The 26,946-nt window shown below is 61.2% G+C and carries 20 protein-coding genes; 4 read left to right on the forward strand and 16 right to left on the reverse strand.

Annotation, left to right across the window (positions count from 1 at the left end; genetic code table 11):
- Positions 1–2: 2 nt before the first annotated feature.
- The gene (locus OSJ75_RS18595; RefSeq protein ID WP_267229061.1) at positions 3–2,666 is read left to right on the forward strand and encodes a nitrate reductase; all 2,664 of its coding nucleotides are present in this window, start codon (positions 3–5) and stop codon (positions 2,664–2,666) included.
- 6 nt (positions 2,667–2,672) lie between these two features.
- Here OSJ75_RS18595 and OSJ75_RS18600 read toward each other — a convergent pair whose 3' ends face one another.
- Both OSJ75_RS18600 and speB read right to left on the reverse strand, forming a co-directional pair.
- A complete protein-coding gene (locus tag OSJ75_RS18600; RefSeq protein ID WP_267229062.1) occupies positions 2,673–3,788 on the reverse strand; it encodes an NAD(P)/FAD-dependent oxidoreductase in 1,116 nt (371 codons plus the stop codon).
- A gap of 6 nt (positions 3,789–3,794) precedes the next feature.
- Positions 3,795–4,859 carry an agmatinase gene (speB, locus tag OSJ75_RS18605; RefSeq protein ID WP_267229063.1) on the reverse strand — a complete coding sequence of 355 codons (1,065 nt, stop codon included), beginning with the start codon at positions 4,857–4,859 and terminating at the stop codon, positions 3,795–3,797.
- Positions 4,860–5,004: 145 nt separating this feature from the next.
- Here speB and OSJ75_RS18610 point away from each other — a divergent pair, with 145 nt between their 5' ends.
- Positions 5,005–6,186, forward strand: coding sequence for an aminotransferase (locus OSJ75_RS18610; protein ID WP_267229064.1), 1,182 nt, complete (start codon positions 5,005–5,007; stop codon positions 6,184–6,186).
- Between the two features lie 14 nt (positions 6,187–6,200).
- On the opposite strand, the gene ggt is transcribed toward OSJ75_RS18610, so the two are convergent.
- The 6 genes from ggt to OSJ75_RS18640 all read right to left on the reverse strand — a co-directional run bounded on the left by ggt (position 6,201) and on the right by OSJ75_RS18640 (position 13,607).
- Positions 6,201–7,946 carry a gamma-glutamyltransferase gene (gene ggt / locus OSJ75_RS18615; RefSeq protein WP_267229065.1) on the reverse strand — a complete coding sequence of 582 codons (1,746 nt, stop codon included), beginning with the start codon at positions 7,944–7,946 and terminating at the stop codon, positions 6,201–6,203.
- 80 nt (positions 7,947–8,026) lie between these two features.
- Complete coding sequence (locus OSJ75_RS18620; RefSeq protein WP_267229066.1) at positions 8,027–8,755, reverse strand: glutathione S-transferase family protein; 729 nt, start codon at positions 8,753–8,755, stop codon at positions 8,027–8,029.
- 86 nt (positions 8,756–8,841) lie between these two features.
- Entirely contained in the window at positions 8,842–9,810 is a 969-nt protein-coding gene (locus tag OSJ75_RS18625) for an ABC transporter permease (RefSeq protein ID WP_250019745.1), read from the reverse strand.
- Positions 9,807–11,378 carry a sugar ABC transporter ATP-binding protein gene (locus OSJ75_RS18630; protein WP_267229067.1) on the reverse strand — a complete coding sequence of 524 codons (1,572 nt, stop codon included), beginning with the start codon at positions 11,376–11,378 and terminating at the stop codon, positions 9,807–9,809. Before OSJ75_RS18630 ends, OSJ75_RS18625 begins: the two co-directional genes overlap by 4 nt.
- Positions 11,379–11,480: 102 nt before the next feature.
- A complete protein-coding gene (locus OSJ75_RS18635; RefSeq protein WP_250019741.1) occupies positions 11,481–12,473 on the reverse strand; it encodes an ABC transporter substrate-binding protein in 993 nt (330 codons plus the stop codon).
- 147 nt (positions 12,474–12,620) lie between these two features.
- A complete protein-coding gene (locus OSJ75_RS18640) occupies positions 12,621–13,607 on the reverse strand; it encodes an aldo/keto reductase (RefSeq protein WP_267229068.1) in 987 nt (328 codons plus the stop codon).
- Positions 13,608–13,722: 115 nt separating this feature from the next.
- Between OSJ75_RS18640 and OSJ75_RS18645 the strand changes: the two genes are divergently transcribed.
- Positions 13,723–14,616 (forward strand): GntR family transcriptional regulator, encoded by an 894-nt coding sequence (locus OSJ75_RS18645; protein WP_267229069.1) that lies wholly within the window; start codon positions 13,723–13,725, stop codon positions 14,614–14,616.
- Here OSJ75_RS18645 and OSJ75_RS18650 read toward each other — a convergent pair whose 3' ends face one another.
- From OSJ75_RS18650 to OSJ75_RS18680, 7 genes are all read right to left on the reverse strand, one after another.
- A complete protein-coding gene (locus OSJ75_RS18650; protein ID WP_267229070.1) occupies positions 14,617–16,920 on the reverse strand; it encodes a Tex family protein in 2,304 nt (767 codons plus the stop codon).
- Positions 16,921–16,997: 77 nt separating this feature from the next.
- Positions 16,998–18,137: a Gfo/Idh/MocA family protein gene (locus OSJ75_RS18655; RefSeq protein ID WP_267229071.1), complete on the reverse strand. Its 1,140-nt coding sequence runs from the start codon at positions 18,135–18,137 to the stop codon at positions 16,998–17,000.
- Positions 18,138–18,148: 11 nt separating this feature from the next.
- The gene (locus OSJ75_RS18660) at positions 18,149–18,895 is read right to left on the reverse strand and encodes a sugar phosphate isomerase/epimerase family protein (protein ID WP_267229072.1); all 747 of its coding nucleotides are present in this window, start codon (positions 18,893–18,895) and stop codon (positions 18,149–18,151) included.
- A 26-nt stretch (positions 18,896–18,921) separates the two neighbouring features.
- Positions 18,922–20,019: an ABC transporter ATP-binding protein gene (locus OSJ75_RS18665; protein ID WP_323748378.1), complete on the reverse strand. Its 1,098-nt coding sequence runs from the start codon at positions 20,017–20,019 to the stop codon at positions 18,922–18,924.
- Complete coding sequence (locus OSJ75_RS18670; protein ID WP_267229074.1) at positions 20,016–20,915, reverse strand: carbohydrate ABC transporter permease; 900 nt, start codon at positions 20,913–20,915, stop codon at positions 20,016–20,018. The genes OSJ75_RS18665 and OSJ75_RS18670 overlap by 4 nt, the downstream gene beginning before the upstream one ends.
- Positions 20,912–21,814, reverse strand: a complete 903-nt coding sequence (locus OSJ75_RS18675; protein WP_267229075.1) for a carbohydrate ABC transporter permease — start codon at positions 21,812–21,814, stop codon at positions 20,912–20,914. The genes OSJ75_RS18670 and OSJ75_RS18675 overlap by 4 nt, the downstream gene beginning before the upstream one ends.
- A gap of 70 nt (positions 21,815–21,884) precedes the next feature.
- On the reverse strand, positions 21,885–23,129 hold the full coding sequence (locus tag OSJ75_RS18680) for an ABC transporter substrate-binding protein (RefSeq protein ID WP_267229076.1): 1,245 nt from the start codon (positions 23,127–23,129) through the stop codon (positions 21,885–21,887).
- Positions 23,130–23,382: 253 nt separating this feature from the next.
- Between OSJ75_RS18680 and OSJ75_RS18685 the strand changes: the two genes are divergently transcribed.
- Positions 23,383–24,426, forward strand: a complete 1,044-nt coding sequence (locus tag OSJ75_RS18685; protein ID WP_267229077.1) for a LacI family transcriptional regulator — start codon at positions 23,383–23,385, stop codon at positions 24,424–24,426.
- 36 nt (positions 24,427–24,462) lie between these two features.
- Here the strand turns inward: OSJ75_RS18685 and OSJ75_RS18690 are convergent, their stop codons facing one another.
- Positions 24,463–26,748: a DNA translocase FtsK gene (locus OSJ75_RS18690; RefSeq protein ID WP_267229078.1), complete on the reverse strand. Its 2,286-nt coding sequence runs from the start codon at positions 26,746–26,748 to the stop codon at positions 24,463–24,465.
- Positions 26,749–26,946: the final 198 nt, after the last annotated feature.

Genomic DNA, 26,946 nt, shown 5'->3' on the forward strand with positions numbered 1-26,946 from the left:
CGATGGAAACCAGCGGTACCAACGTTCGCACTGCCTGCCCCTATTGCGGTGTCGGCTGCGGCATCCTCGCTGAACGGAAGGATGACGGCAGTGTCGCCATCGCCGGCGATCCGGATCATCCGGCAAATTTCGGCCGGCTGTGCTCCAAGGGCTCGGCGCTTGGCGAAACCGTCGGGCTCGAGGGGCGTTTGCTCGAGCCGAAAATCGCGGGCAGGCCCGCCGAATGGGACGAAGCTCTCGACCTCGTGGCCGAGCGGTTTTCCCGGACGATAGAGGAACATGGACCCGACAGCGTTGCGTTCTACGTCTCCGGGCAGTTGTTGACGGAAGACTACTATCTGGCGAACAAGCTGATGAAGGGTTTCATCGGCTCCGCCAATATCGACACCAATTCGCGCCTCTGCATGTCGTCCTCGGTTGCCGGCCACAGAAGAGCCTTCGGCTCGGACACCGTGCCGGGGTGCTATGAAGACCTCGAACAGGCAGACCTCGTTATCCTTACCGGGTCCAATCTCGCCTGGTGCCATCCCGTGCTCTATCAAAGGCTGGTTGCGGCCAAAGCCGCGCGCCCGCATATGCAGATCGTCCTGATCGATCCACGCAGGACGATGACTGCAGATATGGCCGATCTTCATCTGGCGATCCGGCCGGATGGCGATGCAGCCCTCTTCGTCGGTCTTCTGGGCTATCTCGCCGCCGAAAACATCATCGACAGGGACTATATCCAGCGCCATTGCAGCGGCTTCGAGGAGGCGCTTGCCGTGGCGAGGCAGTATGATCTGTCCGAGATAGCGGCTCTGACGGGGCTCGCCATCGAGGCAATCCACCGCTTCTACCGGCTCTTTGCCGCCACCGATCGGTGCGTAACCGTCTATAGTCAGGGCGTCAACCAGTCGGCCGGCGGGACGGACAAGGTCAATGCAATCATCAATTGCCATCTCTGCACGGGGCGCATAGGGAAGCCCGGCGCCGGCCCCTTTTCGGTGACGGGACAGCCAAATGCCATGGGCGGGCGCGAAGTCGGCGGCCTTGCCAATATGCTGGCCAGCCACATGGATATCGAGAACGAGGATCATCGCCGGCTGGTCCGGGAGTTCTGGCAGTCGCCTTCATTGCCGTCGCAGCCGGGTTTGAAGGCGGTCGATCTGTTCAAGGCGATCGCCGATGGCCGGGTCAAGGCCGTCTGGATCATGGCGACCAATCCCGTGGTCTCCATGCCGGAGGCGGATCTGGCGGCAAGGGCGCTCGAGCTTTGTCCCTTCGTCGTCGTCTCGGATATCCAGGAACAAACCGATACGGCGCGCTACGCCGATGTTCTCCTGCCTGCCGCCGGCTGGGGCGAGAAGGACGGCACGGTTACCAATTCGGAACGGCGCATTTCACGGCAAAGGGCATTTCTGCCGCTGCCGGGGAAGGCGCGGCCCGATTGGCGGATCATCGCAGACGTGGCCAAGCGCATGGGTTTCGGCGCTGCCTTCGCCTATCGCGGTCCGTCAGAGATTTTCGCCGAGCACGCGGCGCTGTCGGGTTATCGCAATTCCGGACAGCGCGATTTCGATATCGGTGCCCACGCCGACATATCGCGGGACGCCTATGATCGGCTGGCGCCGTTCCAATGGCCCTTGCCGTCGAATGCAGCGCGTGACGGCCAGCGCTTCTTTGGCGACGGCAGGTTCTACACACCCGACGGGCGGGCGCGGTTTGTTGCGGTAAGGCCCTGGCAGGCCGAGAACCGGGACCCTCGCTTCCCCTTCACGCTCAATTCCGGCCGCATCCGCGATCAGTGGCACACGATGACGCGAACCGGCAAGAGCGCCCGGCTTTCCAGCCACTATGCCGAGCCGTTCGTCGAACTGCATCCGCATGATGCCGTCGAACTCGGGATCGGCGAGGCGGAGCTGGTTTCGATCGAAAACGACCACGGTTCGGCAATCATGCGAGCGCTGATCACCGATCGCCAGCAGCGCGGCAATGTCTTCGTTCCGATGCACTGGACCAATGAATTCGCCTCGATGGCCCGCGTCGATGCCATGGTCACCGCCGCCACCGATCCCATTTCGGGGCAGCCGGCGCTGAAAATGGCGCGGGTCGGGCTGCGCGGCTACACCGCCGCGTGGTACGGATTTGCGGTCACCCGCTCGCCAGTGCCTCCTCAAACCCGGTATTGGGCCATGGCGCGCACCGGCGGCGGATACAGGCTCGAACTCGCAGATTGCAACGAGCCGGCGGATTGGGCGGCATTCGCCCGCGAGCTCTTTGCGGTGGCGAGCGACGCCGAGCTTCTGGCCTATCACGATCCCGGCAGCGGTCAATATCGCTTGGCGCTGTTCGACGGCGCGGAACTGGTCGGAGCACTCTATGTCGACCGCACGCCCGTGATGGCGTCGCGAAGCTGGCTGAGTTCGCAGCTTGCGAAGCAAGACCATGATCCGCGCTCGCGCATGCAATTGCTCGCCGGGCGGCCCGGGCAGGATACACCGGACAAGGGCGCGATCATCTGTTCCTGCTTCTCGGTCGGCCGAAACGAGATCGAACACGCCGCGAAGAATGGATGCTTGTCGGTCGCATCGATCGGCGAATCCTTGAAGGCAGGCACAAATTGCGGCTCCTGCCGCGCCGAAATCCGCGAAATCCTGGCAAAGTTCCAGATGGAAGCCGCCGAATAGCGGCTTTCATGCGTCGAAGCGGGAGGGCGACAGCCTGTCGAGAATGGCTTCGAGTGCGGGTTCCGGCTGTTCGCCGCGGATCAGCGTGGCCGCAAGCTTCGAAAGCGCCGGCGAGGTTTGAATACCGTAGCCGCCCTGCGCCGCCAGCCAGAAGAACCCCTTTGCCTGACGGTCGAATCCTGCCACGGGCGTTCTGTCTGGCGCGAAAGTACGAAGACCGGCCCAGCTCCGTTCGACGCGGTCGACCGATATGGTGACGGCTTGTTCGAACCTGTAAAGCCCTTCGGCCAGTACCATGTCATCGACATAGGCATCATGCGGCTCGACTGGAACCTCGTCGCAGGGCGAGACGTACAGACGCCCGCCATCGGGCTTCAGATACCAATCCTCGTTGACGTCATCGACCAGCGGCCAGTTGCGCGGGTCGTGACCCTCCGGGGCGGGAAGAACCGCAATCGAACGGCGCAGTGGTGTCAGGCCAAGCGGCCGCGCACCAAAGAGCCGGGCGATGACGTCGGCCCAGGCGCCGGACGCGTTGACGACGATCGGCGCCCGGAACCTCGCCTTTCCGGTCTCCACGTCCCAAGCGCCGCTGCGATATTCTGCGGTCACCGCCTCGCTGTCGAGGAACATCTTCACGCCGAGACGTCCCGCCTTTCGCAGCCAGCCCTGATGCAGTGCATTGACATCGATGTCCTGAGCGTCCTTCTGAAAGGCCGCCGCCTTGATCTGTGCCGGGTCGAGGATCGGAACCATGCCGACAGCCTGATCGACGCTGATTGCCTCGACGCCGACGGCATTGCGTATGAATTCGGCGCAAGCATCGACGCCGGCTTCGGAAGCGACGGTCAGGCTGCCACGGGGCGTCAGGAGCGGCGTCGGAAACAGATCCTGCTCGCGATTCTCGAAGAGTGGCGCACTGACCTTGTTGAGCGCGCGAATGGCGTCATTGCCATAGTTTGGCAGGAATATCGCGGCGGAACGTCCGGTGGAGTGATAGCCGGCCTGGCTTTCACGTTCGATGATGACGACCTTGTGGGTATCGGCAAGGGCTGCCGCCAGGCCGACGCCGGCAATGCCCGCCCCGATGATGAGAACGTCCGCTTCTACCGCATCTGTCATGATCGGCTAGTTTCCGTTCTTCTGGACGAAGGGGCTGAACACCATCAGGCTCAGTATCTCGAACAGGGTCTGCGCGCCGGCATGTGCCGTATTCGTCGTCGCATCATATTGCGGCGCGACCTCCACGACATCGCCGCCGACGAGATTGATGCCCTTCAGCCCACGGACGAGTTCAAGGACCTCCCTCGTGGTGAGCCCGCCGATTTCCGGCGTCCCCGTTCCCGGGGCGAAGCTCGGATCGAGGCTGTCGATGTCGAATGAAAGGTAGGTCGGCCCATCGCCGACAATGGCCCGGGCCTTCTCGATGATGGCGGGGATGCCGAGGCCGGTCACCTCTTCCGCATGGATGACTGTCATCCCGGATTCATACGAGAACTCCCACAAATATTCGGACGAGCCGCGGATACCGATCTGTATCGTGCGGGTGGGGTCGAGGACGCCATCGAGCACCGCATTGCGGAACGGTCCGCCGTGATGGAACTTCGTCTGGTCGAATGCGCCGCCCGTGTCGCAATGCGCATCGATGTGGATCATTCCGACAGGGCGGTCCTTGCCCACCGCCTTGAGGATGGGGTGGGTGATAGAGTGGTCTCCGCCAACGGCAAGGGGAACGACGCCCGCCGCAACGATCTGGTTGAAGCGGCGTTCTATATCGTCATGGCATTGCTCGAGCCGGTAGCGGGTGACGAAGGGAACATCGCCGATGTCGGCGACCCGCAGATCGAAGACGGGCGCGCATTCCAGGAAGTGGTTGTAGGGGCCGATGCGTTCGATCGTCCTGAGCGCTCTCGGCCCGAAGCGGGAGCCGGAACGGTTGGTCACGCCGAGGTCCATCGGCACGCCGACGATTGCGACCTGCAAATTGCCGAAGTCGGGAGCGATTGCATCAACCGGCATGTAGGGAGCGGTGAGGAAGGTCGGAACGCCGGCATAGGGCGCAAGCCGCGTGCCGTTCTTCGAGAATATCTTGTCGGCCACCTTGCGAAACCGCGCATCGAAGAGCTCGCCGCCATGGCTCTCGCCATATTTCGCGCGCAGTTCACCGAGTTTTTTCTCGTCCCAAGATGACATGTCGATATTTCCCTGATTTGCCCTGCCGTCATTATCAAGGAAAAGACGCGGCAAAATCAATCGTCAAACGCCGGCAAACTTCTGGCATGACATTGTCGTGTCCGGCGGTTATGCAATTGCCCAACATCATGCCCAGGAAATTCCAATGACCAGCGCTTCGCTCAATTCTCTCGTCTCCCGGTTGTCTCCTCCGCCTATTCCCGCCGTCCAGGCCTGGGGCCGCGCCTATGATGGCGCGCTCGGCCCGCTGATCGACCTTTCGCAAGCGGTTCCCGGCTATCCGCCGCATCCGGACATGCTGGAATGGCTGGGCGACGCAGCCTCGTCAGCGACCTTTTCGAATTATGGCCCGATAGAGGGGGAAGAGGCCCTGCGGCGCGCCTATGCCGCGCATGTCGGCGAGATCTATGGCGCCGATCTGTCACCGGCCAATATCCATATAACTTCGGGCTGCAACCAGGCCTTCGTTTGCGCTGCGCTGGCAACCGCCGCCGCGGGCGAAAAGATATTGCTGACCGACCCGTTCTATTTCAACCACGAGACGACGCTGGCGATGTTTGGCATCGATGTCGGCCACGTAACCTGTCGTGCCGAAGATGGTTTCGTACCGACGGTCGATGCCGTGGCGTCCGCCATGGACGACAAGGTGCGGGCGCTCGCTCTGGTGACGCCCAACAATCCGACCGGCGCGATCTACCCGCCGGAGCGGCTGCTTGAGATTTTCGACTATTGCCGGTCACGGGGGATATGGCTGATCCTCGACGAGACATATCGCGATTTTCTTCCTGTCGGAGCCGGCCAGCCGCATGATTTGTTTGCGCGGCCGGACTGGCAGCACAGTCTGATCCAGCTCTACAGTTTCTCGAAGTCCTATTGCATCCCCGGCCATCGGCTTGGCGCGATCACTGCCGGAAGCGAAGTCGTGTCGGCGATCGCGAAGATCATGGACAATCTGCAGATTTGCCCGCCGCGCGCCGCGCAGGATGCCGTCGCGAAGGCTATTCCGGCCCTGACCGATTGGCGCGAGGAAAACCGCGTGGAGATCGAAAGACGTGCGCAGGCGCTGCGCGAAACCATGTCCGGCCTGAAAGGATGGCATCTGGAGGCGGTCGGCGCCTATTTCGCCTTCATCCGCCACCCGTTCGACGGAAAAAACTCCGTGGAAGTGGCGGAAAGACTGGCCAAGGAAGCCGGCATATTGGCGATACCCGGCGAATATTTCGGCGAAGGCCAATCGCAATTTCTGCGTTTCGCCTTCGCCAATGCCGACAGCCGGACCATTCGGCTCCTGCGGGACCGAATGGAGAGATTTGGCTCTTCCTCCTGACGAACGGCAGCGGGTCAGTAGCCCTTTGCCGCGCCGGAGCCAGAACGACTGTCCATGGCGCCGTAATAGCGGGCGCCTCCACCTTCCTCGATAGCGGCGAGGCTCTTGCCGCCAACGAGAATACCCGCCGCCTGGCCCCAGACCGGCCAATCCTTGTCGATTCCGACATCGTGGCCCATCTCGGTCAGGACCTTCATCGTATCGGCGGAAAGCGCGTAGGGCTCCATATAGACACGATCGGGCAGCCACTGGTGATGAATGCGCGGTGCATCGATCGCTTCCTGAATATTCATGCCGTGGTCGATGACATTGATGATCGCCTCGAGCGTGATGGTGATGATGCGCGCGCCGCCCGGGCTTCCGATCACCATGAACGGGCGGCCATCCCTGGAAATGATGGTCGGGCTCATCGATGAGAGCGGCGTCTTCTTCGGGGCGATGGCATTGGCTTCACCCTGCACCAACCCATAAAGGTTGGGCGAACCCGGCTTCGAGGTGAAATCGTCCATTTCATTGTTGAGAAGGATGCCGGTTCCGGGTGCGACGACCCCCGCACCGAAGGACCCATTGAGCGTATAGGTGACGGCGACTGCATTGCCCTCCTGGTCGACGATGGAATAATGCGTCGTCTCCTTGCTCTCGCCGAAGCCTTCCGGCATCAGATCCTGCGACACGCCGGCCTTGAAGGGGCTGATCTTGTCGCGGATTTCCTTCGCATATTTCTTGTCGACCAGTTGCTCGACGGGATTGTCGACGAAATCGGGATCACCGAGGGACTTGTTGCGATCGACATAGGCGAAGCGCATGGCCTCCACCATCGCATGGACCGTTTGCGCCGAGCCGCTGCCGAGATAGCCCAGCGGATAGCCTTCGAGCACATTCAATATCTCGCAGACGATTACGCCGCCGGAACTTGGAGGCGGCGAGGAAACGATGTCATATCCGCGATAATTGCACTTGATCGGCTCAAGTTCGCGCACGCTGTACTGCTCGAAATCCGCCTTGGCGAGGATGCCGCCACTATCCTGGCTGGCCTTGACGATAGCTTCGGCGGCAGCGCCCTTATAGAAGGCGTCGGATCCTTTCTCCGATATCTCCGCCAGAACGGTGCCGAGATCCGGCTGTTTCAGGGTCTCGCCGGCCGTATAGGCCTTCCCGTCCGGTTTCAGGAAGATCGCCGCTGCGGCCTTGTCCTTGGCCAGCATGCCGACGCCTTCCTCGAAAGTCGCGGCATCTCCCTGATCGAGCACAAAACCGTCACGGGCGAGCCGAATGGCTGGCTCGAGCAGTTCCTGCCGGGACTTCGTTCCATATTTCTCGCGAGCCGTTTCGAACCCGAGAACCGATCCCGGCACGCCGACGGCGAGATAGCCCTCGGTGCTGCGGCCCTTGGCTATATTGCCCTTGTCGTCGAGATACATCGTCTTGGTTGCAGCAAGGGGGGCACGCTCGCGAAAGTCGAGGAAGGTCGTGGTGCCATCCTTGAGACGGATGGTCATGAAGCCGCCACCGCCGATATTGCCTGCAACCGGATAGACAACGGCCAGTGCGTAACCGACGGCAACCGCTGCATCGACCGCATTGCCACCGCTTTTCAGCACATTCACCCCTGCTTCCGAAGCGAGGTGCTGGGCGCTGACCACCATGCCGTGCTCGGCGGCCACCGGTTCGGGCGAAGCGGCGAGGGCGGCATTGACTGGAGAAAGCGCGAGACTGAGCGCTACGGCGAAAACGCCGGCCTTGACGAGATGACGTTCCATGATTTCCTCCGAAATGGCGAACATCGCCAATGGAGCGCCTTCAAAACGGCATGTCCAGAGGAAATCGGCTCGAACCTTGCTCAGAGATCCAAGTCGAGCTCAGGATAGTGCCGGAAGATGCCGGAGGTATTGAAGGCCAGCCGGCGCTCCGAGGCGAGGTAGTTTCGCACATTCGGAATCTGCTCCACGACATCGCGCAGTGTGACCAGACCGGGATATGCCTTGGCCAGGCCGGCGGTGGCGCGGGGGAATGCGTAGCGAAGCCCCTCGATGACCTGAAAAATCGAAAGATCGACATAGGTGAACCCGCCACCGGCGAGGTGCCCGGACTTCTCCGGGTTCTCCTTGAGGGTCCGTTCGAAATAATCCAGGAATTTGGGCATGCGGTGCTTCAGGAAATCGGTCGCCCGCAACTTCGCCGCCTCCTTCTGGTCTTCGTAATATTGGGACGTGGCGATCGGATGATGCGTGTCGTGCACCTCGGCGAGAAAATCCGTGATGGTGAGCTGCAGGCCATTGGCAAAGTAGCGCAAGAACTCGGTTTTTGGGGCCAGTCCGAGCTTCGGAGCGAGGTAGAACAGGATGTTGGCGACATGCGAGACGAGGACATCGCCATCCTTGAGGAAGGGCGGAGCGAAGGGCGTGAACGGCGAAGCCCGGCCCTTCAGAATGTTCATCATGGCGCCCATGCCCTTGCCGTCCTCGGCCCGGCACACTTCGACATAATCGGCCCCGGCACATTCGAGCGCCAGCCTGACAAATTCGCCGCGCCCCTGCAATCCGTCCCAATAGTACAGTTCATAGGCCATGGCAGTTCCTCGCACCTGTTTCAGCAAGACCTACAATAGGCGTGCTGCCGCGAGGTTCAACCTTGCCTACTTCAGATTCGGGTTCACTAGCCCTTGCGCCGCCGGAGCTGGTCGAAATAGACGATGACGATGATCAGGACGCCCGTTATCACCCGCTGCCAGAACGAATTCACGTTCAGGAGGTTCGCACCATTGTTGATGGTGGCGAGGATGAATGCGCCGAGAAGCGGTCCCTGCACCGATCCCACCGCGCCGAAGAGGCTCGTACCGCCAATCACCGAGGAAGCGATTGCCTGCAACTCCCAGCCCTCGGCCTGCGTCGGATTGCCGACGCCGATGCGCATGGCGAGGAGGATGCCGACGAAAGACGCACAGACGGCCGAGAGCGTATAGGCGAGATAGATCGTCCCTTTGACGTTAACGCCGGAAAGGCGGGAGGCCTCGGCATTGGAGCCCACGGAAAACAGGTAACGGCCCCAGCGGCTGTGCTGCAGGAAGATATAGGCCGGAACACCGACGAGGATGACCATCCAGAAAAGGTTCGGCACACCGAGAAAATCGTTGCGCGAGAAGTCGGTGAAGGCGTCATTGTCGATCGAGATCGTCGCGCCATTCGTCAGCAGCAGCCCGACGCCGCGCAGCGAGGTCAGCGTGGCGAGCGTTATGATGAACGGCGGCAGCCCCATGCGGACGATGCCGAAGCCATGAAAGAGGCCGATGCCCACGCCGATCAGCAGGGTGATCGAAATAGCCGCCCATATCGGGAATCCCTGGGCCAGAAGCAGTGCCACCACGGTACTGGCAAAGCCCGCTATGGCGCCGACGGAAAGGTCGATACCGCCTGTGATGATCACGAAAGTCTGCCCGACGGCGAGGATGGCGATCATCGCACCCTGCCGCAGCAGGTTGGCCATATTGTTGCTGGTCCAGAATGTCGTTGTCGACAGTCCCAGGATCAGCCAGAGCACCAGCAGCAACGCAAACAGCGTCAACCCGAACAGAATGTTGAATCGCTTCCTCGGCGAAATGGCGGCTTCGGTGTTTTCGATACTCATCGGTTCAAATCTCCAGGGGCGGCATTGGTGGAGGTAACTGGCGCCGAGCCGAGGGCCCGGCTCAGAATATCTTCGTGGCTCGCGCTGTTATGGGCATGGCTGGCAACGATTTCGCCCCGGCGGAATACATGGAGCGTATCGGCGAGCTCGTAGACCTCCGGCAGGTAGGAAGAGATGAGGATAATACCGGCGCCCTGCGCAAGAAGCGCGGAAAAGAGGCGGTAGATCTCCGCTTTCGTCCCGACGTCGACACCCACGGTCGGCTCGTCGAAGATGAAGAGCTTGGCGCCATGATTGAGCCATTTCCCGATGACGATCTTCTGCTGGTTGCCACCGGAGAGGCTGGCGGCGCTCGCCGATCGCCCGGCCGTCTTGATCCGAAGATCGGCGATCTGGCGGTCGGCGCGCGCCTTCTCCTCGCGCGAGGAAACAAGCCCGTTGCGGCTCAACTGCTTGTAGATCGGCAGGTTGAGATTGAGGCTGACCGGCAGGGACAGGCACAGGCCCTGGTCGCGCCGGCTTTCCGGGGCCAGGGCGATCCCGAGCTTGATCGCATCGCGCTCGCGGCGGATCGCCACTTCCTCGCCCTGCCAGAGGATGGAGCCTGACGTCTTCGGCTGGCGGCCGAACACTGCCGAGACGAATTCGCTCCGCCCGGCGCCGATCAGCCCGTAGAGGCCGACAATCTCGCCTTCGCGGACGCTGAGCGATATGTCCTGGAAACCCGGTCCCGACAAATTGCGCGTTTCGAGCACGGTTGCGCCGAAGCTGAAGCTATCCTTGTGATAAATCTGCTCGATGGAGCGGTTTATCATCAGGGATATCAGTTCGTTCTCGCTTGTTTCGCCGATGTTCCTCGTGCCGACAAGCGTCCCGTCCCTCAAAACCGAAACACGATCGGCAAGCTCGAAGACTTCCTCGAGGCGGTGGCTGATATAGATGATCGTGACGCCCTCGCGCTGCATGCGGCGGATCAGCGTGAAGAGCTGTGCAGCCTCCTTGCGGGTAAGATACGCCGTCGGCTCGTCGAATATCAGGAACCGCGCTCCGCGCGTTGCCGCGCGCGCCGTCGCAATCAATTGCTGCTGGCCGATCGTCAGGTCGCCGAGCAGGGCGTCGGCGGGCAGGTCAAAGCCGAGATCGTCGAGGATCTTCCGTGCTTCACGCACCATGCTGCGGTGACGCAGCAGCCCGAAGCGCTGGCGTTCCTCGCCGAGGAAAATATTGGCGGCGACGCTCAAATGCGGACACAGCACCACTTCCTGATGCACGGCATTGATGCCGTGGCGGATCGCCTCCAGCGGCGTCTTCAGACCCACAGGCTCGCCGCGCCAGTAGATATCGCCGGCCGTGCGCGGGACGACACCGGTAAGAAGCTTGATCAGCGTCGATTTTCCCGCGCCGTTCTCACCGACGATCGCGTGGATTTCCCCTGCTTCGAAGGCAAGGTCTGCCGGTTTCAGCGCATGGGTGCCGAAATATTGCTTTTCAAGCCCGCGCAGCTCGAGGATTGGCGCCGATTGGACGCGGCCGGTGACAGAATGCGGTGCAGAATCTTGGCTTGTCATGACGCCTCGCCGGTTCTGAATGGTGGCCGAAGCGGTTCGAACCGAACCGTCCCGCGCCTTGCCAAAAGAATTGGGCGGCGGTGTGCGCCGCCGCCCGTTCCGTTAATCCAGCTTGGGATTGAGGAGTTCCTGCGCCCTTGGCTCGTTCATATTGGCCTTGGTGATGAGGTTGGCGCCGGTATCGACATTCGCTTCCACCTTCTCGCCCTTGGAGGCGGCGAGCGCGGTCTTGATGCCGTCATAGCCCATCCGGAACGGGTCCTGCACGACGAGGGCATGGATGACGCCGTCACTGAGCAGCTTCACCAGCTTCTCGTCGCTGTCGAACGCGATCAGCTTGATCTTGTCCTGGGCCTTGTTTTCAGCAATCGCCTGGCCCGCGCCTTGCCCCATGATCAGGTTGGAAGCGAAGATGCCTTTCAGGTTCGGATTGGCGGTTATCAGATCGGTGGTGATGTTGAGCCCGGTGGTCGCCTGGCCGTCGGCTACCTTGTCGGCCACGAGCTTGAGCCCCGGATATTTGGCTGCCAGCTGCTCCTTGAAGCCCTGCGCGCGCTGATCGAGCGATCCGACTCCCGGAAGCGCGGTGATGAGCGCAACTTCGCCTTCCGCCTTGCCGAAGGCCTCCGTTATGGCCGCCGCCAGACCATCGGCGGCGACGCGGCCACCCTGGATATTGTCGGTGGTCAGGAAGGAGGTAAACGCCTTTGAATCGGCCGCTGAATCGATGCCGATGATCTTGACGGATTCGGCGGCGTCGTCGATCGGCTTACCGAGGGCCTTGAACTCCGTCGGCGAAATCACGATTGCCGCCGGCGATCCCGAGACGGCGTTTTCCAGTATGGAGATCTGGCCGTTGATGTCGGATTCCGCCTGTGCTCCAAGCTCCGGCACCTTGATGCCCAGTTCCTTGCCCGCCTTGCGCGCGCCGGCCAGCACTATCTGCCAGTAGAAGGAGGTTGTATCCTTCACGATGATCGGGATCGTCACGTCCTGCGCCCTGGCGGGGACGCCGGCAAGGGTTGCGGCGACGAGAGCCGCGCCTGCCGTGGCGAGAATGGTTCTGCGGCGGATGGTTCTTCCGAATGAATTCATGGGTTGCGTTCCTCTCAAAGCGCCGGTTGATTTATTTACTGACCGGATCGAGAGGGCGCTGTTTCAATCCGATCTTTATCGATAAAAAACTATGCACGTCGAAGCTAATTTAAAACCCGCACCTTGGCAAGCGCGGTCGAATCCGGACTATCGGATCACATGCGCCTCGCTCTGTTCATAGACCGATTGCGGCACTTCGACCGACAAAAGCTCCATGTTGCGCTTGAGGCTGGCAGGCTTTGCCGTGCCGATCAGCACATTGGCGACGGCAGGCTGTTGCAATGGGAACTGCATGGCGGCGGCCGCGAGCGGCACGCTATAGTTGCGCGCGATCTCTTCGAGGGAACGCACCTTTTGCAGAACCTCCTCCGAGGCGGGACCATAATCGAAATGCGCGCCGGGAACCGGGCCTGTCGCCAATATGCCGGAATTGAACACGCCGCCGATGACAAGGGAAATCTGCCGCCTGTTGCACTCTTCCAGAAGCCCTCTGTCGGCAGACCGGTCGAGCAGGGAGTAGCGTCCGGCCAGAAGGATGCAGTCGATCTCGCTATGGGCGATGACGTCCATGCAGACTTCGACCTCGTTCACGCCGAGACCATAGGCGGCGATCGCACCGGAAGATTTCAGTTCCGAGAGCGCCTTGATGCCGCTATCGAGAAGCTGCCGCTGATAGACGGCGTTCTTTTCCGCGCCGTGCGTATAGGCGCCGATATCGTGCACATATAATATGTCGATCCGGTTGAGACCCAGCCGCGCAAAGCTCATCTCGAACGAACGCATTATGCCGTCATAGCTGTAATCGTAATCCACGGTGAATGGCAGCGGATTGACGTAGGAATAGTCGGGAACCTGATCCTCCGGCACCGGACGCAGAAGACGGCCAACCTTGGTCGAGAGGACATAGCTGTCCCGAGGCATGCTGCGAAGAAAGTCACCCGTGCGCCGTTCCGAGAGGCCAAACCCGTAGAACGGCGCCGTATCGAAGTAGCGCAGGCCCGAATCCCAGGCGGTCTGCAGCGTTTCCATCGCCGCTTCGCGGCTGCATTCGCGGTAAAGCCCGCCGATCGCCGCGCCGCCAAAGCCGAATTCAGTTACGGCGAGTGACGTTTTCCCTATCCTGCGGATGTTCAACGGAGCCCCTCCCAAGCGTTCTGTTGGCATGCACTGTCTTTTATCGACAAAAAACCTTTGCAGTCAATCATTGTTGCGCCTAAATGTGCTGAGGCGATCATGCCGGGTGAGCGCAATGTCGAAGCAGAACACGGTTTTCAAGCAAGGCTACAACAGGTGTCTGCGGCTCCTCGACATCGGCGATACCTTGCCTTCGGAAGCCGATCTCGGGGCAAGGCTCAGCGTCAGCCGTACTACCGTGCGCGCTATTCTCAAGGCCTTGGAGGAAGCCGGGCTCATCCAGATCGGCAAGAGCAAGACGGTCTTGCGTCGCCCGTCCAGCCAGGACTTCTATCCGGAGATCGAGACAAGTTCGCTCTCGTCGATCATCGAACGCAGTTTCATGAAGCGCATCTTGGCCGGCGGAGCCCAGCCGGGAATGCAGATCAACGAGCTGGAACTCGCGCGCGAGATCGGCGTCGGCACGTCGAGCGTTCGCGAGTTCCTTATCCGGTTCAGCCGTTTTGGACTGATCGAAAAGCGCCGCAACAGTCATTGGGTGCTGAAGGGCTTCACCGAGAGCTTCGCGCTCGAACTGTTCGACATTCGTGAAATCTTCGAGCTGCGCTCGGCCGTTGCATTCAGCAAGCTGGAAGCAGATCATCCGGCGCGCCTGGAGCTCGATGAGCTCGACGCGGAACATCGCGCCCTGCTGAACGATGTCGACCGACGCTTTGGCGAGTTTTCGGAACTCGATGAACGGTTTCATCGCCTGATCCACTCCGCGTCGCGCAACCGCTTCGTCGATGATTTCTACGATATTATCGCGATCGTCTTCCACTACCATTACCAGTGGAACAAGATTGACGCCAAGCAGCGAAACGCCCGGGCCCTGGAAGAGCATCTCGACTACATAGAAGCGCTGCGCTCGCGCGATGCCGCGAAAGTGGACAGGGCCTGCCGTGCCCATCTCAGATCGGCGCGCGAAACCCTGCTTGCCTCGATTTCGCAAGCCGCGGAAGCGTCCTAGTCACTTCTTGCGCAAGGCATCGGCCAATGCAGCACCGAGAGCCCCTTGCGGCGCGCTTTGCGGCTTCTGCGGCTGCGGCTTCCTTTGCGGCTGCTCGTCCCTCGACGACCTGCGGACCGTATCGCCACCACCATCCTTGCGCATGGTAAGTCCGATGCGATTGCGCTTCACATCGACATCGACCACCCGGACCTTAACCACATCGCCGGCCTTGACGACCTCATGGGCGTCCTTGACGAAGCGGTCGGCAAGCTGGGACAGATGCACCAGCCCATCCTGATGCACGCCGATATCGACAAATGCGCCGAAGGCCGCGACGTTCGTCACCGTACCTTCGAGCTGCATTCCGGGCTTCAGATCCTTGATGTCGTCGACGCCCTCGGCAAAGGTTGCCGTGCGGAATTCGGGTCGCGGGTCGCGGCCGGGCTTTTCCAGCTCGGAAAGAATGTCCCTTATCGTCGGCAAGCCGAACTTTTCATCGACGAACAGCCTGGGATCGAGCGCTTTTAGCGCGGCCGGATCGCTCATCAGGGAGCGGACATCGCGACCGCAAGCATTGATGATCTTCTTGGCGACGCCATAGGCTTCCGGGTGGACGGCCGAGGCATCGAGCGGTTCGGCACCGCCGCGGATACGCAGGAAGCCCGCGCATTGTTCGAAGGCTCGCGGCCCGAGACGCGCCACCTTGAGCAGATCGCGCCGCGACTTGAATGGCCCGATTTCATCGCGGTAGGCGATGATGGCTTCGGCCAGCGCAGTGCCGAGGCCCGAAATGCGCGCGAGGAGCGACGCCGACGCCGTGTTGAGATCGACACCCACGCCGTTCACCGCATCCTCGACCACCGCATCGAGTGCGCGGGCGAGCCGATATTGGTCCACATCATGCTGGTATTGCCCGACGCCGATGGATTTCGGGTCGATCTTTACCAGTTCCGCAAGCGGATCCTGCAGGCGCCGCGCTATGGAGACGGCGCCGCGCAGCGAAACATCGAGCTTGGGGAACTCCGCGGCCGCGGCAGCCGAGGCGGAATAGACCGAAGCGCCAGCCTCGCTGACGATCACCTTGAGCGGACGGGGGACGGGCATGTCGCCGAGCATGTCGGCAACGAGGCGCTCCGTCTCCCTGCTGCCGGTGCCGTTGCCGATGGCAATCAGCTCGACATTGTGTTTGCGGACGAGGCTTGCAATCTCTGACTGCGCGCCGCGAACGTCGTTGCGCGGTTGAAACGGGTAGACAGTCGCAGTGTCGAGCAGCTTGCCGGTTCCGTCCACCACCGCCACCTTCACGCCGGTGCGAATGCCGGGATCAAGCCCCATCGTGGCGCGCGAGCCGGCGGGCGCCGCCAGCAACAGGTCCTTCAGGTTGCGGGCGAAAACATTGATGGCATCCTCCTCCGCCCGTTCCCGCATCAGCGTCATGAGATCGACCGAGAGATTGAGCGAAAGCCGGATGCGCCAGGCCCAGCGAACCACGTCCATCAACCAGCTATTGGCCGCGCCGTCACCGCCGATGCCATAGGCCGCCGCAACCATGCGCTCGACCGGCCTGACCGGGCTGGTGTCGTCGGCATCGACAGTGATTTCGAGGCTGAGCACCTCTTCGTTCCGGCCGCGCAGCATGGCCAGCGCGCGGTGGCCTGGGACCGCTGCCCATCGCTCGGTGTGGTTGAAATAATCGGAGAATTTCGCACCGGCTTCCTGCTTGCCATCGATGACCCGCGCCTGCAGGACGGCGCGATCCTTCAGATAATTGCGCAAGCGGCCGACGAGATCGGCATTTTCCGCGAAGGTTTCGACCAATATATCCCTTGCGCCGTCGAGTGCCGATTTGACGTCGGGCACCTCCGCATTGATGAAGCTCGCCGCAAGTTCGGCGGGATTGACGCTTCGGTCGGAAAGCACCGTCTCGGCCAAGGGGCCAAGTCCGCGTTCTCTCGCAATCTCGGCGCGGGTGCGGCGTTTCGGCCGATAGGGGAGGTAGATATCCTCCAGCTCGGCCTTCGTCGTGGCGGCGATGATCGCGGATTCCAGCTCGGGCGTGAGCTTTTCCTGGCCACGGATCGATTCCAGGATCGTGTCGCGCCGCGTATCGAGTTCCCGCAGATAGGACAGGCGGTCGTCGAGCGTCCGCAATTGCGTATCGTCCAGGCCGCCCGTCACTTCCTTGCGGTAACGGGCGACGAATGGAACCGTCGCGCCGCCATCCAGCAGTTCTATGGCGGCGGCGGCCTGTTCGGGACGCGCCTGGATCTCGGAAGCAATGAGCCGGGCGATACGGATCGTCTTGGAATTGTCAGCGGTCACGGGTTATTCCAGTATGGTGATCGGGGGGCGAACATAGTGCCCCCCGACCGCCACCGCAATCGCTTGGGAGCGATGGATTATGCGGTTTTCAACAACGACCTTGCCTCTTTCACGCCCAGCGCCTCAGGCCGGGTGCAACTGGTCTCGATATCGATGAACTTCTTCTCTTCGCCGGAGCGCAGGATCGACACCATGACATCGACGCCGTGCAGCGCACGGTCCAGCGAACAACGTATGTCCCGATCGCCAAGGATCGCCGAAGTCATGTCCGCCAGCCCGGCCGTACGATAATTGGCCATCATGCCGCTCGCGTGCTTCTGGTTGGGGATACCCAGCGGGTGTTGCCACGAGCGGGCGGGCTTGGGCTTCTTGCCCGGCTTGGCGAGCTTCACCTCTCCACCGAAGAAGTTCGGGTCCGGCAGGAAGAGCGAACCATCCGTGCCGTAAAGCTCCATGTTCGGATGATTATGCGCCCAGACGTCCCAGCTGGCGGAGAGCGTTACGGAGGCGCCGCTGTCGAATTCGAGCAGGGCCTGGATCGTCGTCGGCGTCGTGACCTTGATGATTTCGCCGGCACGCGGCGCGCTGGATATGGTGCGGGTAGGCGTCGCCATGGACGTCAGTGCCGCCACCCGGCGAACGGGGCCGATGAGATTGACGAGATTGGCGATGTAATAGGGTCCAAGATCGAGGATCGGACCGCCGCCCGGCCTGAAGAAGAAGTCGGGATTGGGGTGCCAATGCTCCATGCCGTGGCTCAGGACATGGGCCGTGCCCGAGGTTACGGTGCCGATGTTGCCATCGTCGATCAGCTTGCGCGCCAATTGATGCGCGCCGCCAAGAAACGTGTCGGGCGCGCATCCTGCCTTGAGATTCTTCGAATCCGCGAGCTTTTTCAGCGCCAGACCATCCGCCAGTGAAAGGGTCAGCGGCTTTTCCGAATAAAGATGCTTCCCCGCCGACAATATCTGCTTCGAAACGTCGAAATGAGCGTCCGGGATGGTGAGATTGACGACCAGATCAATATCATCGCTGGCGAGCAGCTTGTCGATGCTGCGCGCCTCGATCCTGTATTCCGCGGCCCGCGCCGTGGCGGCGGCATCGTTGATGTCCGCGATCGCCCGCACCTCGATGCCCTTGAAGAGCGGCGCCAGCCTGAGATAGGAGGCCGATATGCTGCCGGCGCCGATTATTCCGATACCCAATGTTCTAGCCATCATATTGCTTCCTAGATTGCCTTCAGCGTCGCGATTGAGCGGCTCGCGAACTGCTCGTCATCCGCGGGATTGTCGTGCTCGAGCACGAAATAGCGCACCGGCGTCTTCTCCAGCGCCGCCAGCAGGGCCTTCCAGTCGACAGTGCCATGCCCGACATCGGCCCAACCGTCCTGGTCCTGATTTTCGCCGCTGGCGGCGATATCCTTGACGTGGACCGAACTGAGACGATTGCCGTCTGTCTCGATCCACTTGAAGGGATCGCCGCCGCCGCGGATGATCCAGGCGATATCGGCTTCCCAGGAAATGCTCGGCGCCGCATCGAGGATCAATCGTTGCGGGATGGAGCCATCGGGCAGAGCCACGAATTCGAAGTCGTGATTGTGCCAGCCGAAAATGTAACCCGCCTTGGCATAGACGGCATGGGCTGCTTCCAGCCTGCGGCCGAATTCCGACCAGCCGGCAGCATCCGTCGGGCGTAGTTCCAGTGCCAGATGGGGGCAGTAGATTGCTTTCATGCCGAGTTCACCGGCGATATCCAGCACCTTGGCGGGTTCGTTCTCCAGCATGTCGATGCCGAAATGCCCTGTCGGGGCGGTCAAGCCATTCGCATCGAGTCCCTGTTTCAGCGCTTTCACGTCGCCATAGAGGCCACCATAGGGCTCGACCTGGCTGTATCCATGCTGTTTGAGCATGGAGAGGGTCTGCTCGAGCGGCGGAAACTTGCGTGAACTATAGAGCTGGTAGGAATAGTCGGTCATTTCATTCTCCAATGATAGCTGGGAGGCTAGATGCGATTTTCGGTATTGGCGTCGAAAACGGACGCCATTGCCGGATTGAAGGTGAGCCAGACATTGTCGCCGGGCTTGAAACGTCTTCCGGCCTCGGTGCGGACCGAGGCTGGCTTGCCGGCTATTTTCAGCCAGATCAGGCTGTCGGAACCCATCGGCTCCTCGATATCGACGCTGGCGGCGCAGGATCGGTCGGCCGGGCCGGGAGTATCATTGATGCTCACATGCTCCGGGCGGAAGCCGAAGATCACCTCTGCGCCGTCCTTGAGCGGTTCTTGCGATTCGTAACCATCGAGCGAGACGACGAAATCGCTGGAGCGGAACGCGGGCGCGGCGCCCTGCGTGACGATCTCGCCCTTGAGGAAATTCATGGCGGGCGATCCGATGAAGCTGGCGACGAAGAGATTGCGCGGCTTGTTATAAATGGTCAGCGGCTCGTCCAGCTGCTGGATCAGCCCGCCCTTCATCACCGCGATCCGATCGGCGAGCGTCAGCGCTTCGATCTGGTCATGCGTCACATAGATCATCGTGTTCGCCAGCTTGTGGTGGAGCCGCTTGATCTCCACGCGCAATTCCGAGCGAAGCTTGGCGTCGAGGTTCGACAGCGGTTCGTCGAACAGGAACACGTCCACGTCGCGCACCAGCGCCCGGCCGATGGCGACGCGCTGGCGCTGCCCCCCCGAAAGTTCGCCGGGCTTGCGCTGCAGCAAGGGGCCGATCTGCAATATTTCGGCCGCTGCGGCGACGCGCTTGGCGATCTCCTCCTTCGGCAGCCCCGCCACGCGCAGGCCGAACGACAGGTTCTTCTCGACCGTCATCTGCGGGTAGAGCGCATAGGACTGAAAGACCATGCCGATGCCGCGATCCTTCGGCTCGTCCCAGGTAACGTTCTTCCCCTTGATGACGATCTGCCCGTCGGACACATCGAGCAGGCCGGCGATGCAATTCAGCAAGGTGGACTTTCCGCAACCCGACGGGCCGAGCAGGACGAGGAACTCGCCATCGGCAATATCCAGATTGAGGTCTTTGAGCACGTCCACCGAGCCGAAGCTGACTGCGAGATCCTTTATTGAAACACTGTGCACGGGCATCATCCTTTTACCGCGCCAGCGGCAATGCCCCTGACGAAATACTTGCCGGAGAAGAAGTAGACGAGAAGGGGCACGGCGCCCGTGAGAATGGTGGCAGCCATGTTGACGTTGTATTCCTTTACGCCTTGGGTGGAGTTGACGATGTTGTTGAGCTGCACGGTCATCGGGAAGTTCTTGGTGCCGGCGAAGATCACGCCGAATAGAAAGTCGTTCCAGATGCCCGTGACCTGCAGGATCACCGCCACGACGAAGATCGGCACCGACATGGGCAGCATGATCTGCAGGAAAATGCGCCAGAAACCAGCGCCATCGACGCGCGCCGCCTTGAACAATTCGGGCGGAAGCGAGACGAAGTAATTGCGGAACAGAAGCGTCAGGATCGGCATGCCGAATATGGTATGGATGACGATCACACCGGTAAGGGTGCCGAATATGCCGAGTTCGCGCGTAATGATCACCAGCGGATACAGCATCACCTGATAGGGGATGAATGCCCCGAATATCAGTGCGGTGAAGAAGAACTCCGAACCCTTGAAGCGCCAGTTCGAGAGGGCGTAGCCGTTCACCGAGGCGACGATGATCGATATAATCACGCTCGGGATCAATATCTTCATCGAGTTGAAGAACCCGACCTTGATGCCCTCGCAGCTCAGGCCGGTGCAGGCGCTGTTCCAGGCAGTCACCCACGGCTGAAACGTGACCTCCACGGGCGGCGAGAAGATATTGCCGAGCCGGATTTCCGGCATGCCCTTGATGGACGTCATGATCATCACATAGAGCGGAACGAGGTAATAGATCGCAGCCACGATGAGTATGCCGTAGATCATGATCGAGGCCGGCGACAGAAAGCGCTTCGGCCTGCGCCCGCGCGGCTCGCCGATTGATGGACGCGTGCTCATTTCGCACCTCCCTTCCTGTTGGTAGGTCGAAATTCCATCAGTGCCCAGGGGACCAGAATGATGAGGACGGTCGTCAGCATGATGGTCGAAGCCGCAAGGCCTTGCCCGAGATTGCCGCGCGAGAACATGAGGTCGTAGACATATTTGGCCGGCACTTCCGATGCGATGCCGGGACCGCCATTGGTCATGGCGACGACGAGATCGTAGATCTTGACGATCGCCGCGGCGATAATGACGAGGGTCGTCACGAATACCGGCCGCATCATGGGAATGATGATGAAAACATAGGTTTTCCAGGCCGGTATGCCGTCGACCCTGGCGGCTTTCCAGATTTCGTCATCGACGGTCCTGAGCCCGGCCAGCATCAGCGCCATGACCAGCCCCGTTCCCTGCCACAGGCCGGCGATGACGATGGCGTAGATCGTATATCGGCTGTTGGTCAGCAACGAGAACTCGAAGGTCTCGAAACCGAGGTCGCGCACGACCTTCTGGATGCCGAAAGTCGGCGCCAGGATCCACTGCCAGGCGAGCCCGGTAACGATGAAGGACAGGGCGTGGGGGTAGAGAAAGATGGTCCTGAACGTATTCTCGAAACGGATCTTCTGATCCATCAGCGCCGCCAGGATGAAGCCGATGACCAGCGAGAAAACCAGCGACAAGACGCCGTAGATGGCGAGATTCTTCAATGCCACCTTCCAGCGGGTCGTGCGGAACAGCCGCTCATACTGGTCGAAACCGACGAAATCCAGCACGGGCAGGGACCTCGACGACGTGAATGAATAGACCACCGTCCACAGGGTGCAGCCGACGAACACGACGAGCACCGTGGCGATCATGGGAACGGCGGCGACTTTGGCATTGAAGTTTCGCAGCGGGGCGAAGGGCCGTTTATTGGGCATGGAAGCTCCATCGGACTGAGCCGTTGCCGCCCGCTCGGACGGCAACAAGGGTCAAGTGGGAAAGGGCTGCCTATTGCGCCTCGGTGATGATCTCGACGAAGCGAGCCTGAGCATCTTCGACGCTCATATTCTTGTCCGCAAAGAACTCCGTCGAGAGATCCTCGATCTGGCCCTGAGTGTCGGACGAAAACGCCTGCTCATAGGCGGGAAGGACATTGTTGCTGTCGGCCAGGATCTTGATACCCTTCTGCATGCAGGCATTGGCGGTATTCAAGTCGATATCGCCACGGATCGGCAACGAACCTTTTGCGAGGTTGAACGAGACTTGCGTCTCCTTGGAAACGAGCATGCTCGCGAGCTTCAGCTGCGCTTTCGTCACTTCCGGATTGTCGCTCTTCGGGAAATAGAAGGCATCGCCGCCCGTATCCAACATCGGATAGACGCCGAGGCCGGGCAGGCAGTCATAATCGGTGCCGGCGACCTTGCCGGCCGTGCCGAACTCGCTCTGCGCCCAGTCGCCCATGACCTGGGCACCGGCCTTGCCTGTCAATACCAGCGACGTCGCCTCGTTCCACTGCCGTCCGACATAGCCCGGATCGGCAAGCTCACGCGCCTCGGCAAAAGCCTGCAAAACAGCCTTCATCTCCGGGCCGGCCGCCGCTTCGGCATCCTTTTTCTCGGCGATCTTCAGGTAAAGCTCCTTGCCACCGATCGCGGCAAGCAGCACCCGGAAAATGCCATCGACCTGCCAGGCGTCACCCGTTGCCAATGGAATGACGCCTTTCTCCTTCAGCTTGGGTGCCGCGGCCACCAAATCCTTCCAGTTTGCCGGCGGGTTGACCCCCGCATCCTTGAATACCGACGGATTGGTCCACATCCATTGCCACGAGTGGATATTGACGGGAACGCAATAGATCTTGCCTTCGAATTTGCAGGCATCGAGAAGCTTGGACGGTCGGATGAAATCCGCCCAGCCTTCCTTGGCCGCGAGCTCCGACAAATCCGTCATCAGGCCGGCCTTGACCAGGTCCTCGGCATCGCGCCCGGTATTGAGCTGCGTCGCACCCATCGGATTGCCGCCAAGGATACGGCTGACGATGATGGGGCGCGCCGTGGTGCCCGATCCGGCAATGGCGCCGTCCACCCATTTGTCGCCACCGAGCTTGTCGTAGGATTCAGCCAGAACCTTGGCGGCGGCCGCCTCGCCGCCAGAAGTCCACCAATGGGTCACTTCAAGATCGACCGCACCGGCGCTGCCAGCTGAAAACAGCACCGACGACGCGAACAAGGCGGCAAAACCAGTATGAAAACGCATCCTATCCTCCCAAACCTGAAACGTTACAGGTAGCGTAGAGCAAACTTTCCTGCGAGGCAATCACCAGAGCGATATTTTTTGGGAAACGAAGGATACGTCTAAAATACCTCTATAAAAACAATGCGTAAGGTTGCTGAATCGAGCATGTCTGGCTAAACTGGCTTTATCGTGGCTCACGACCTTACAGCTTGCGAAGCTTCAAATACATCGCTAGGTTGAAGGCCACAACTGTAACGATATAAGCTGAACTTCCATGAATGATGAAGCGAAGGTCACGGGACGAGGCTCTGCGAAGGCCGACGAGCCAATTGAGGCGGAGCGGCCGACATTGAAGACGATCGCCTTCATGGCGGGGCTCGGCGTGACGACCGTATCCCGGGCGCTGAAGGATGCGCCCGAAATCGGCCAGGCGACCAAGAACCGGGTCCGGCTGATCGCCAAGCAGATCGGCTATCGGCCCAACCGCGCCGGCGTTCGGCTTCGAACCGGCAAGACCAACGTGATCAGCCTCGTCCTGAACGCCCAATCGGAAATCATGGGCCTCACTTCAAACATGGTCTACGGCATTTCGGAGGTGCTTTCCAATACGCCCTACCACCTGACGGTCACGCCTTACTCCGCCGAGAACGACCCCATGCAGCCGATCCGCTACATAGTGGAAACCGGATCGGCGGACGGCATCATCATGTCGCGCACGGAGCCGGACGATCCGCGCGTTCGCTATCTGACCGAGCATGGCATACCATTTGCGACCCATGGTCGTACGGAGATGGGAATCGAACATCCCTATCATGATTTCGACAATGAGACCTTTGCCGACATGGCGACCAAAAGCCTGTTGGCAAAGGGGCGCAGGCGGATCGCCATGATGGGCGGACCATCGCCTGCGGTGACTTATTTCAGGCATTTGCAGCGCGGATTTCTACGGGCGATAGAGGAGGGCAATGCCACTCCGATCGCCGTTGCCGGCATCGATGTCGATACGGCGCTCGGCACGATCAGGCGCAAGACGGAAGAGGTGATGTCTCGGCCCAACCGGCCGGACGGGATCGTCTGCTGCAGCGGCAGCACGGCGATCGCGCTGGTTGCCGGCATCGAGGCGGCGGGTTTGAAGATCGGTCACGACGTCGATCTGGTCTCAAAGCAGACATCGGATGTCCTGCACTGGTTCCGCCCGGAAATAATCGTCGTCAACGAAGACATTCGCCATGCCGGGCGCCAGCTCGCCCAGGCGGTGTTGCGGCGCATCGAAGGCGCTGACCCGCGCGAATTGCAGAGCCTCAGCTACCCGTTCTAAGGCGCCCGCAACGATCTGCCGCGGGCGCCGTGGTTCTCAATTCTCGCTCAGTATCTCGCGCTTGCCGACATGGTTGGCGGGACCAACCAGCCCTTCCTTTTCCATCCGCTCGACCAGCGAGGCGGCACGATTATAGCCGATCTGCAAGCGGCGCTGGATGTAGGATGTCGAGCATTTCTTGTCGCGCAGGATGATCTTTACGGCCTGGTCGTAAAGCTCGTTGCCGTCCTCGGCAGCGACATTGCCCTTGTCGAATACGGCGCTGTCCTCGCTCTCGCCTTCATCTTCTTCCGTCTCGTCCGCCGTAACGGTATCGAGATAGTCCGGCTGGCCCTGCAACTTGAGATGCGAGACCACCTGTTCCACCTCTTCGTCCGAGACGAAAGGCCCATGGACGCGGGCGATGCGGCCGCCGCCGACCATATGCAGCATGTCGCCCTGACCGAGCAGCTGCTCCGCGCCCTGCTCTCCGAGGATGGTGCGGCTGTCGATCTTCGACGTGACCTGGAAGGATATCCGGGTGGGGAAATTCGCCTTGATCGTGCCTGTAATGACATCGACGGAGGGGCGCTGCGTCGCCATGATCAGGTGGATGCCGGCGGCACGGGCCATCTGGGCGAGCCGCTGGATGGCGCCTTCTATGTCCTTGCCGGCGACCATCATCAGATCCGCCATTTCGTCGACGATGATGACGATATAGGGCATGGACGTCAGGTCCATTTCCTCCTGCTGATATTCCGCCGCGCCGGTGCCCTTGTCGAAACCCGTCTGCACCGTGCACATGATGGTCTCGCCCTTTTCACGGGCGCTGGCCACGCGCGCATTGAAGCCGTCAATGTTGCGGACGCCGAGCTTGGACATCTTGCGGTAGCGGTCTTCCATCTCGCGCACAGCCCATTTCAGCGCCATGACCGCCTTCTTCGGGTCCGTCACCACCGGCGTCAGCAGATGCGGAATGCCGTCATAGATCGACAGTTCGAGCATTTTCGGGTCGACCATGATCAGGCGGCACTCGTCCGGCGTCAGACGGTAGAGCAAGGAGAGGATCATCGTGTTGATCGCGACCGATTTGCCCGAGCCGGTCGTACCGGCGACGAGCAGATGCGGCATCTTTGCCAGCTCCGCTACCACAGGTTCGCCGCCGATCGTCTTGCCGAGGCAGAGAGCGAGCTTGAACTTGGTCTTGTCGAAATTGTCGGATTCGATCATCTCGCGCAGGAAGACGGTCTCGCGGGCGCTGTTCGGCAGCTCGATACCGATGACATTGCGCCCCGGCACCACCGCGACGCGGGCCGAAAGGGCCGACATCGAACGCGCTATGTCGTCGGCAAGGCCGATCACGCGTGATGATTTCACGCCTGGGGCGGGTTCGAACTCATAAAGCGTAACCACTGGACCCGGCCGGACATGGATGATCTCGCCGCGTATGCCGAAATCCTCCAGCACGCTTTCGAGAAGACCGGCATTCTGCTCCAGCGTCTCCTGCGATATGGTCACCGTATCCTGGGCCGCTTCCTGGAGAAGCTCGACCGGCGGCTTTTCATAGGTGCCGCTCGCGGCCGCGCCGCGCACGTCGAGGCCCCCGACGAGAGCGAGGCGCTTCGGCTGTATCGGTGCTGCCGGCGTGACATGCACGACAGGTTTCGCCTGCTGGACCGGCTCGGCCACAGCAGGTGCCGCCGTCACCACTTCCGGTTGCTGTTCGTGGGCGGCCGCCTCGGCGCGCGGTTCCTCGCGCACTGGCTCCGCTGTTGCTGTCGTTTCGGCCGGCTGGCTCGCCGCAACCGGTTCGGAAGCCTGTTCGGGCTGGGTAGCGGAGGGCTGAGGAATGGCAGGCCGAACCATCTCCTGAGGGTGCCCGACCCGGCATTCCACCACGCGGAATCGAGCCGTTATCGCCTCCGGCGTGAAGGTGATGCTCGGCGCGGGACGCGATTGCAGCACCGGCGGCACATCTGCTGCGACGCCCATGGTTTCGAAGAATGCGAAATCGGAAACGAAGGCAAATGGCGACGGATCGCGCCGGTCGGTTTCGCCGCGGTGCCGGGCATTGTTGCTGGCGACGAGCGCGCTGTCGACCGACGGAGCCTTGGCGAGGGAGCGGGGCGGCGTGGGAAGGGGCTGCGGCGCCCGCACCCCAACGTTTTCCGCCGGTATTCCGGTTACCCGCTCCGTTTGCGGCTCCGGCGTTTCCTTGTGCTTCTGCAGGGCGCTGTCGGGCGTCCGGGTAAAGCGCACATTCTCCGAAAGCGAGAACATGCGCTTGGAAATCGGCTCGGAAGGATCAGCGCTGACATAACCTGCATTCTGCAGGCGTTCCATCGGCCGAAACGCAGGCGACGGGGCCATTTGGGGCTGAGCATCGCGCGGCTTGCGAACGTTAACGGGCGCATAGGAGGCGGAAGGTGCGGCCGGACTCGGCTGTGGCCCGGTTCCAGAACCGGCCATTTCGCCAGCCGAAACCTCGTCATCCTCACACTCAATTGATTTTACTGGGAAATTTGTTCTTGAGATTTGCAT

Origin of the sequence: Phyllobacterium sp. 0TCS1.6A (assembly GCF_026420825.1) — a bacterium.
Classification (GTDB): domain Bacteria; phylum Pseudomonadota; class Alphaproteobacteria; order Rhizobiales; family Rhizobiaceae; genus Phyllobacterium.

What these genes read in the sequence shown, in the direction of transcription:
- OSJ75_RS18655 (WP_267229071.1), bottom strand. Translation starts at nt 18,137, where the DNA reads ATGGCTAGAACATTGGGTATCGGAATAATCGGCGCCGGCAGCATATCG.
- ggt (WP_267229065.1), bottom strand. Translation starts at nt 7,946, where the DNA reads ATGGAACGTCATCTCGTCAAGGCCGGCGTTTTCGCCGTAGCGCTCAGT.
- OSJ75_RS18660 (WP_267229072.1), bottom strand. Translation starts at nt 18,895, where the DNA reads ATGACCGACTATTCCTACCAGCTCTATAGTTCACGCAAGTTTCCGCCG.
- OSJ75_RS18595 (WP_267229061.1), top strand. Translation starts at nt 3, where the DNA reads ATGGAAACCAGCGGTACCAACGTTCGCACTGCCTGCCCCTATTGCGGT.
- OSJ75_RS18635 (WP_250019741.1), bottom strand. Translation starts at nt 12,473, where the DNA reads ATGAATTCATTCGGAAGAACCATCCGCCGCAGAACCATTCTCGCCACG.
- OSJ75_RS18645 (WP_267229069.1), top strand. Translation starts at nt 13,723, where the DNA reads ATGTCGAAGCAGAACACGGTTTTCAAGCAAGGCTACAACAGGTGTCTG.
- OSJ75_RS18675 (WP_267229075.1), bottom strand. Translation starts at nt 21,814, where the DNA reads ATGCCCAATAAACGGCCCTTCGCCCCGCTGCGAAACTTCAATGCCAAA.
- OSJ75_RS18600 (WP_267229062.1), bottom strand. Translation starts at nt 3,788, where the DNA reads ATGACAGATGCGGTAGAAGCGGACGTTCTCATCATCGGGGCGGGCATT.
- OSJ75_RS18670 (WP_267229074.1), bottom strand. Translation starts at nt 20,915, where the DNA reads ATGAGCACGCGTCCATCAATCGGCGAGCCGCGCGGGCGCAGGCCGAAG.
- OSJ75_RS18690 (WP_267229078.1), bottom strand. Translation starts at nt 26,748, where the DNA reads ATGGAACGCCTGCAGAATGCAGGTTATGTCAGCGCTGATCCTTCCGAG.
- OSJ75_RS18630 (WP_267229067.1), bottom strand. Translation starts at nt 11,378, where the DNA reads ATGACAAGCCAAGATTCTGCACCGCATTCTGTCACCGGCCGCGTCCAA.
- OSJ75_RS18665 (WP_323748378.1), bottom strand. Translation starts at nt 20,019, where the DNA reads ATGATGCCCGTGCACAGTGTTTCAATAAAGGATCTCGCAGTCAGCTTC.
- speB (WP_267229063.1), bottom strand. Translation starts at nt 4,859, where the DNA reads ATGTCATCTTGGGACGAGAAAAAACTCGGTGAACTGCGCGCGAAATAT.
- OSJ75_RS18680 (WP_267229076.1), bottom strand. Translation starts at nt 23,129, where the DNA reads ATGCGTTTTCATACTGGTTTTGCCGCCTTGTTCGCGTCGTCGGTGCTG.
- OSJ75_RS18620 (WP_267229066.1), bottom strand. Translation starts at nt 8,755, where the DNA reads ATGGCCTATGAACTGTACTATTGGGACGGATTGCAGGGGCGCGGCGAA.
- OSJ75_RS18685 (WP_267229077.1), top strand. Translation starts at nt 23,383, where the DNA reads ATGAATGATGAAGCGAAGGTCACGGGACGAGGCTCTGCGAAGGCCGAC.
- OSJ75_RS18625 (WP_250019745.1), bottom strand. Translation starts at nt 9,810, where the DNA reads ATGAGTATCGAAAACACCGAAGCCGCCATTTCGCCGAGGAAGCGATTC.
- OSJ75_RS18610 (WP_267229064.1), top strand. Translation starts at nt 5,005, where the DNA reads ATGACCAGCGCTTCGCTCAATTCTCTCGTCTCCCGGTTGTCTCCTCCG.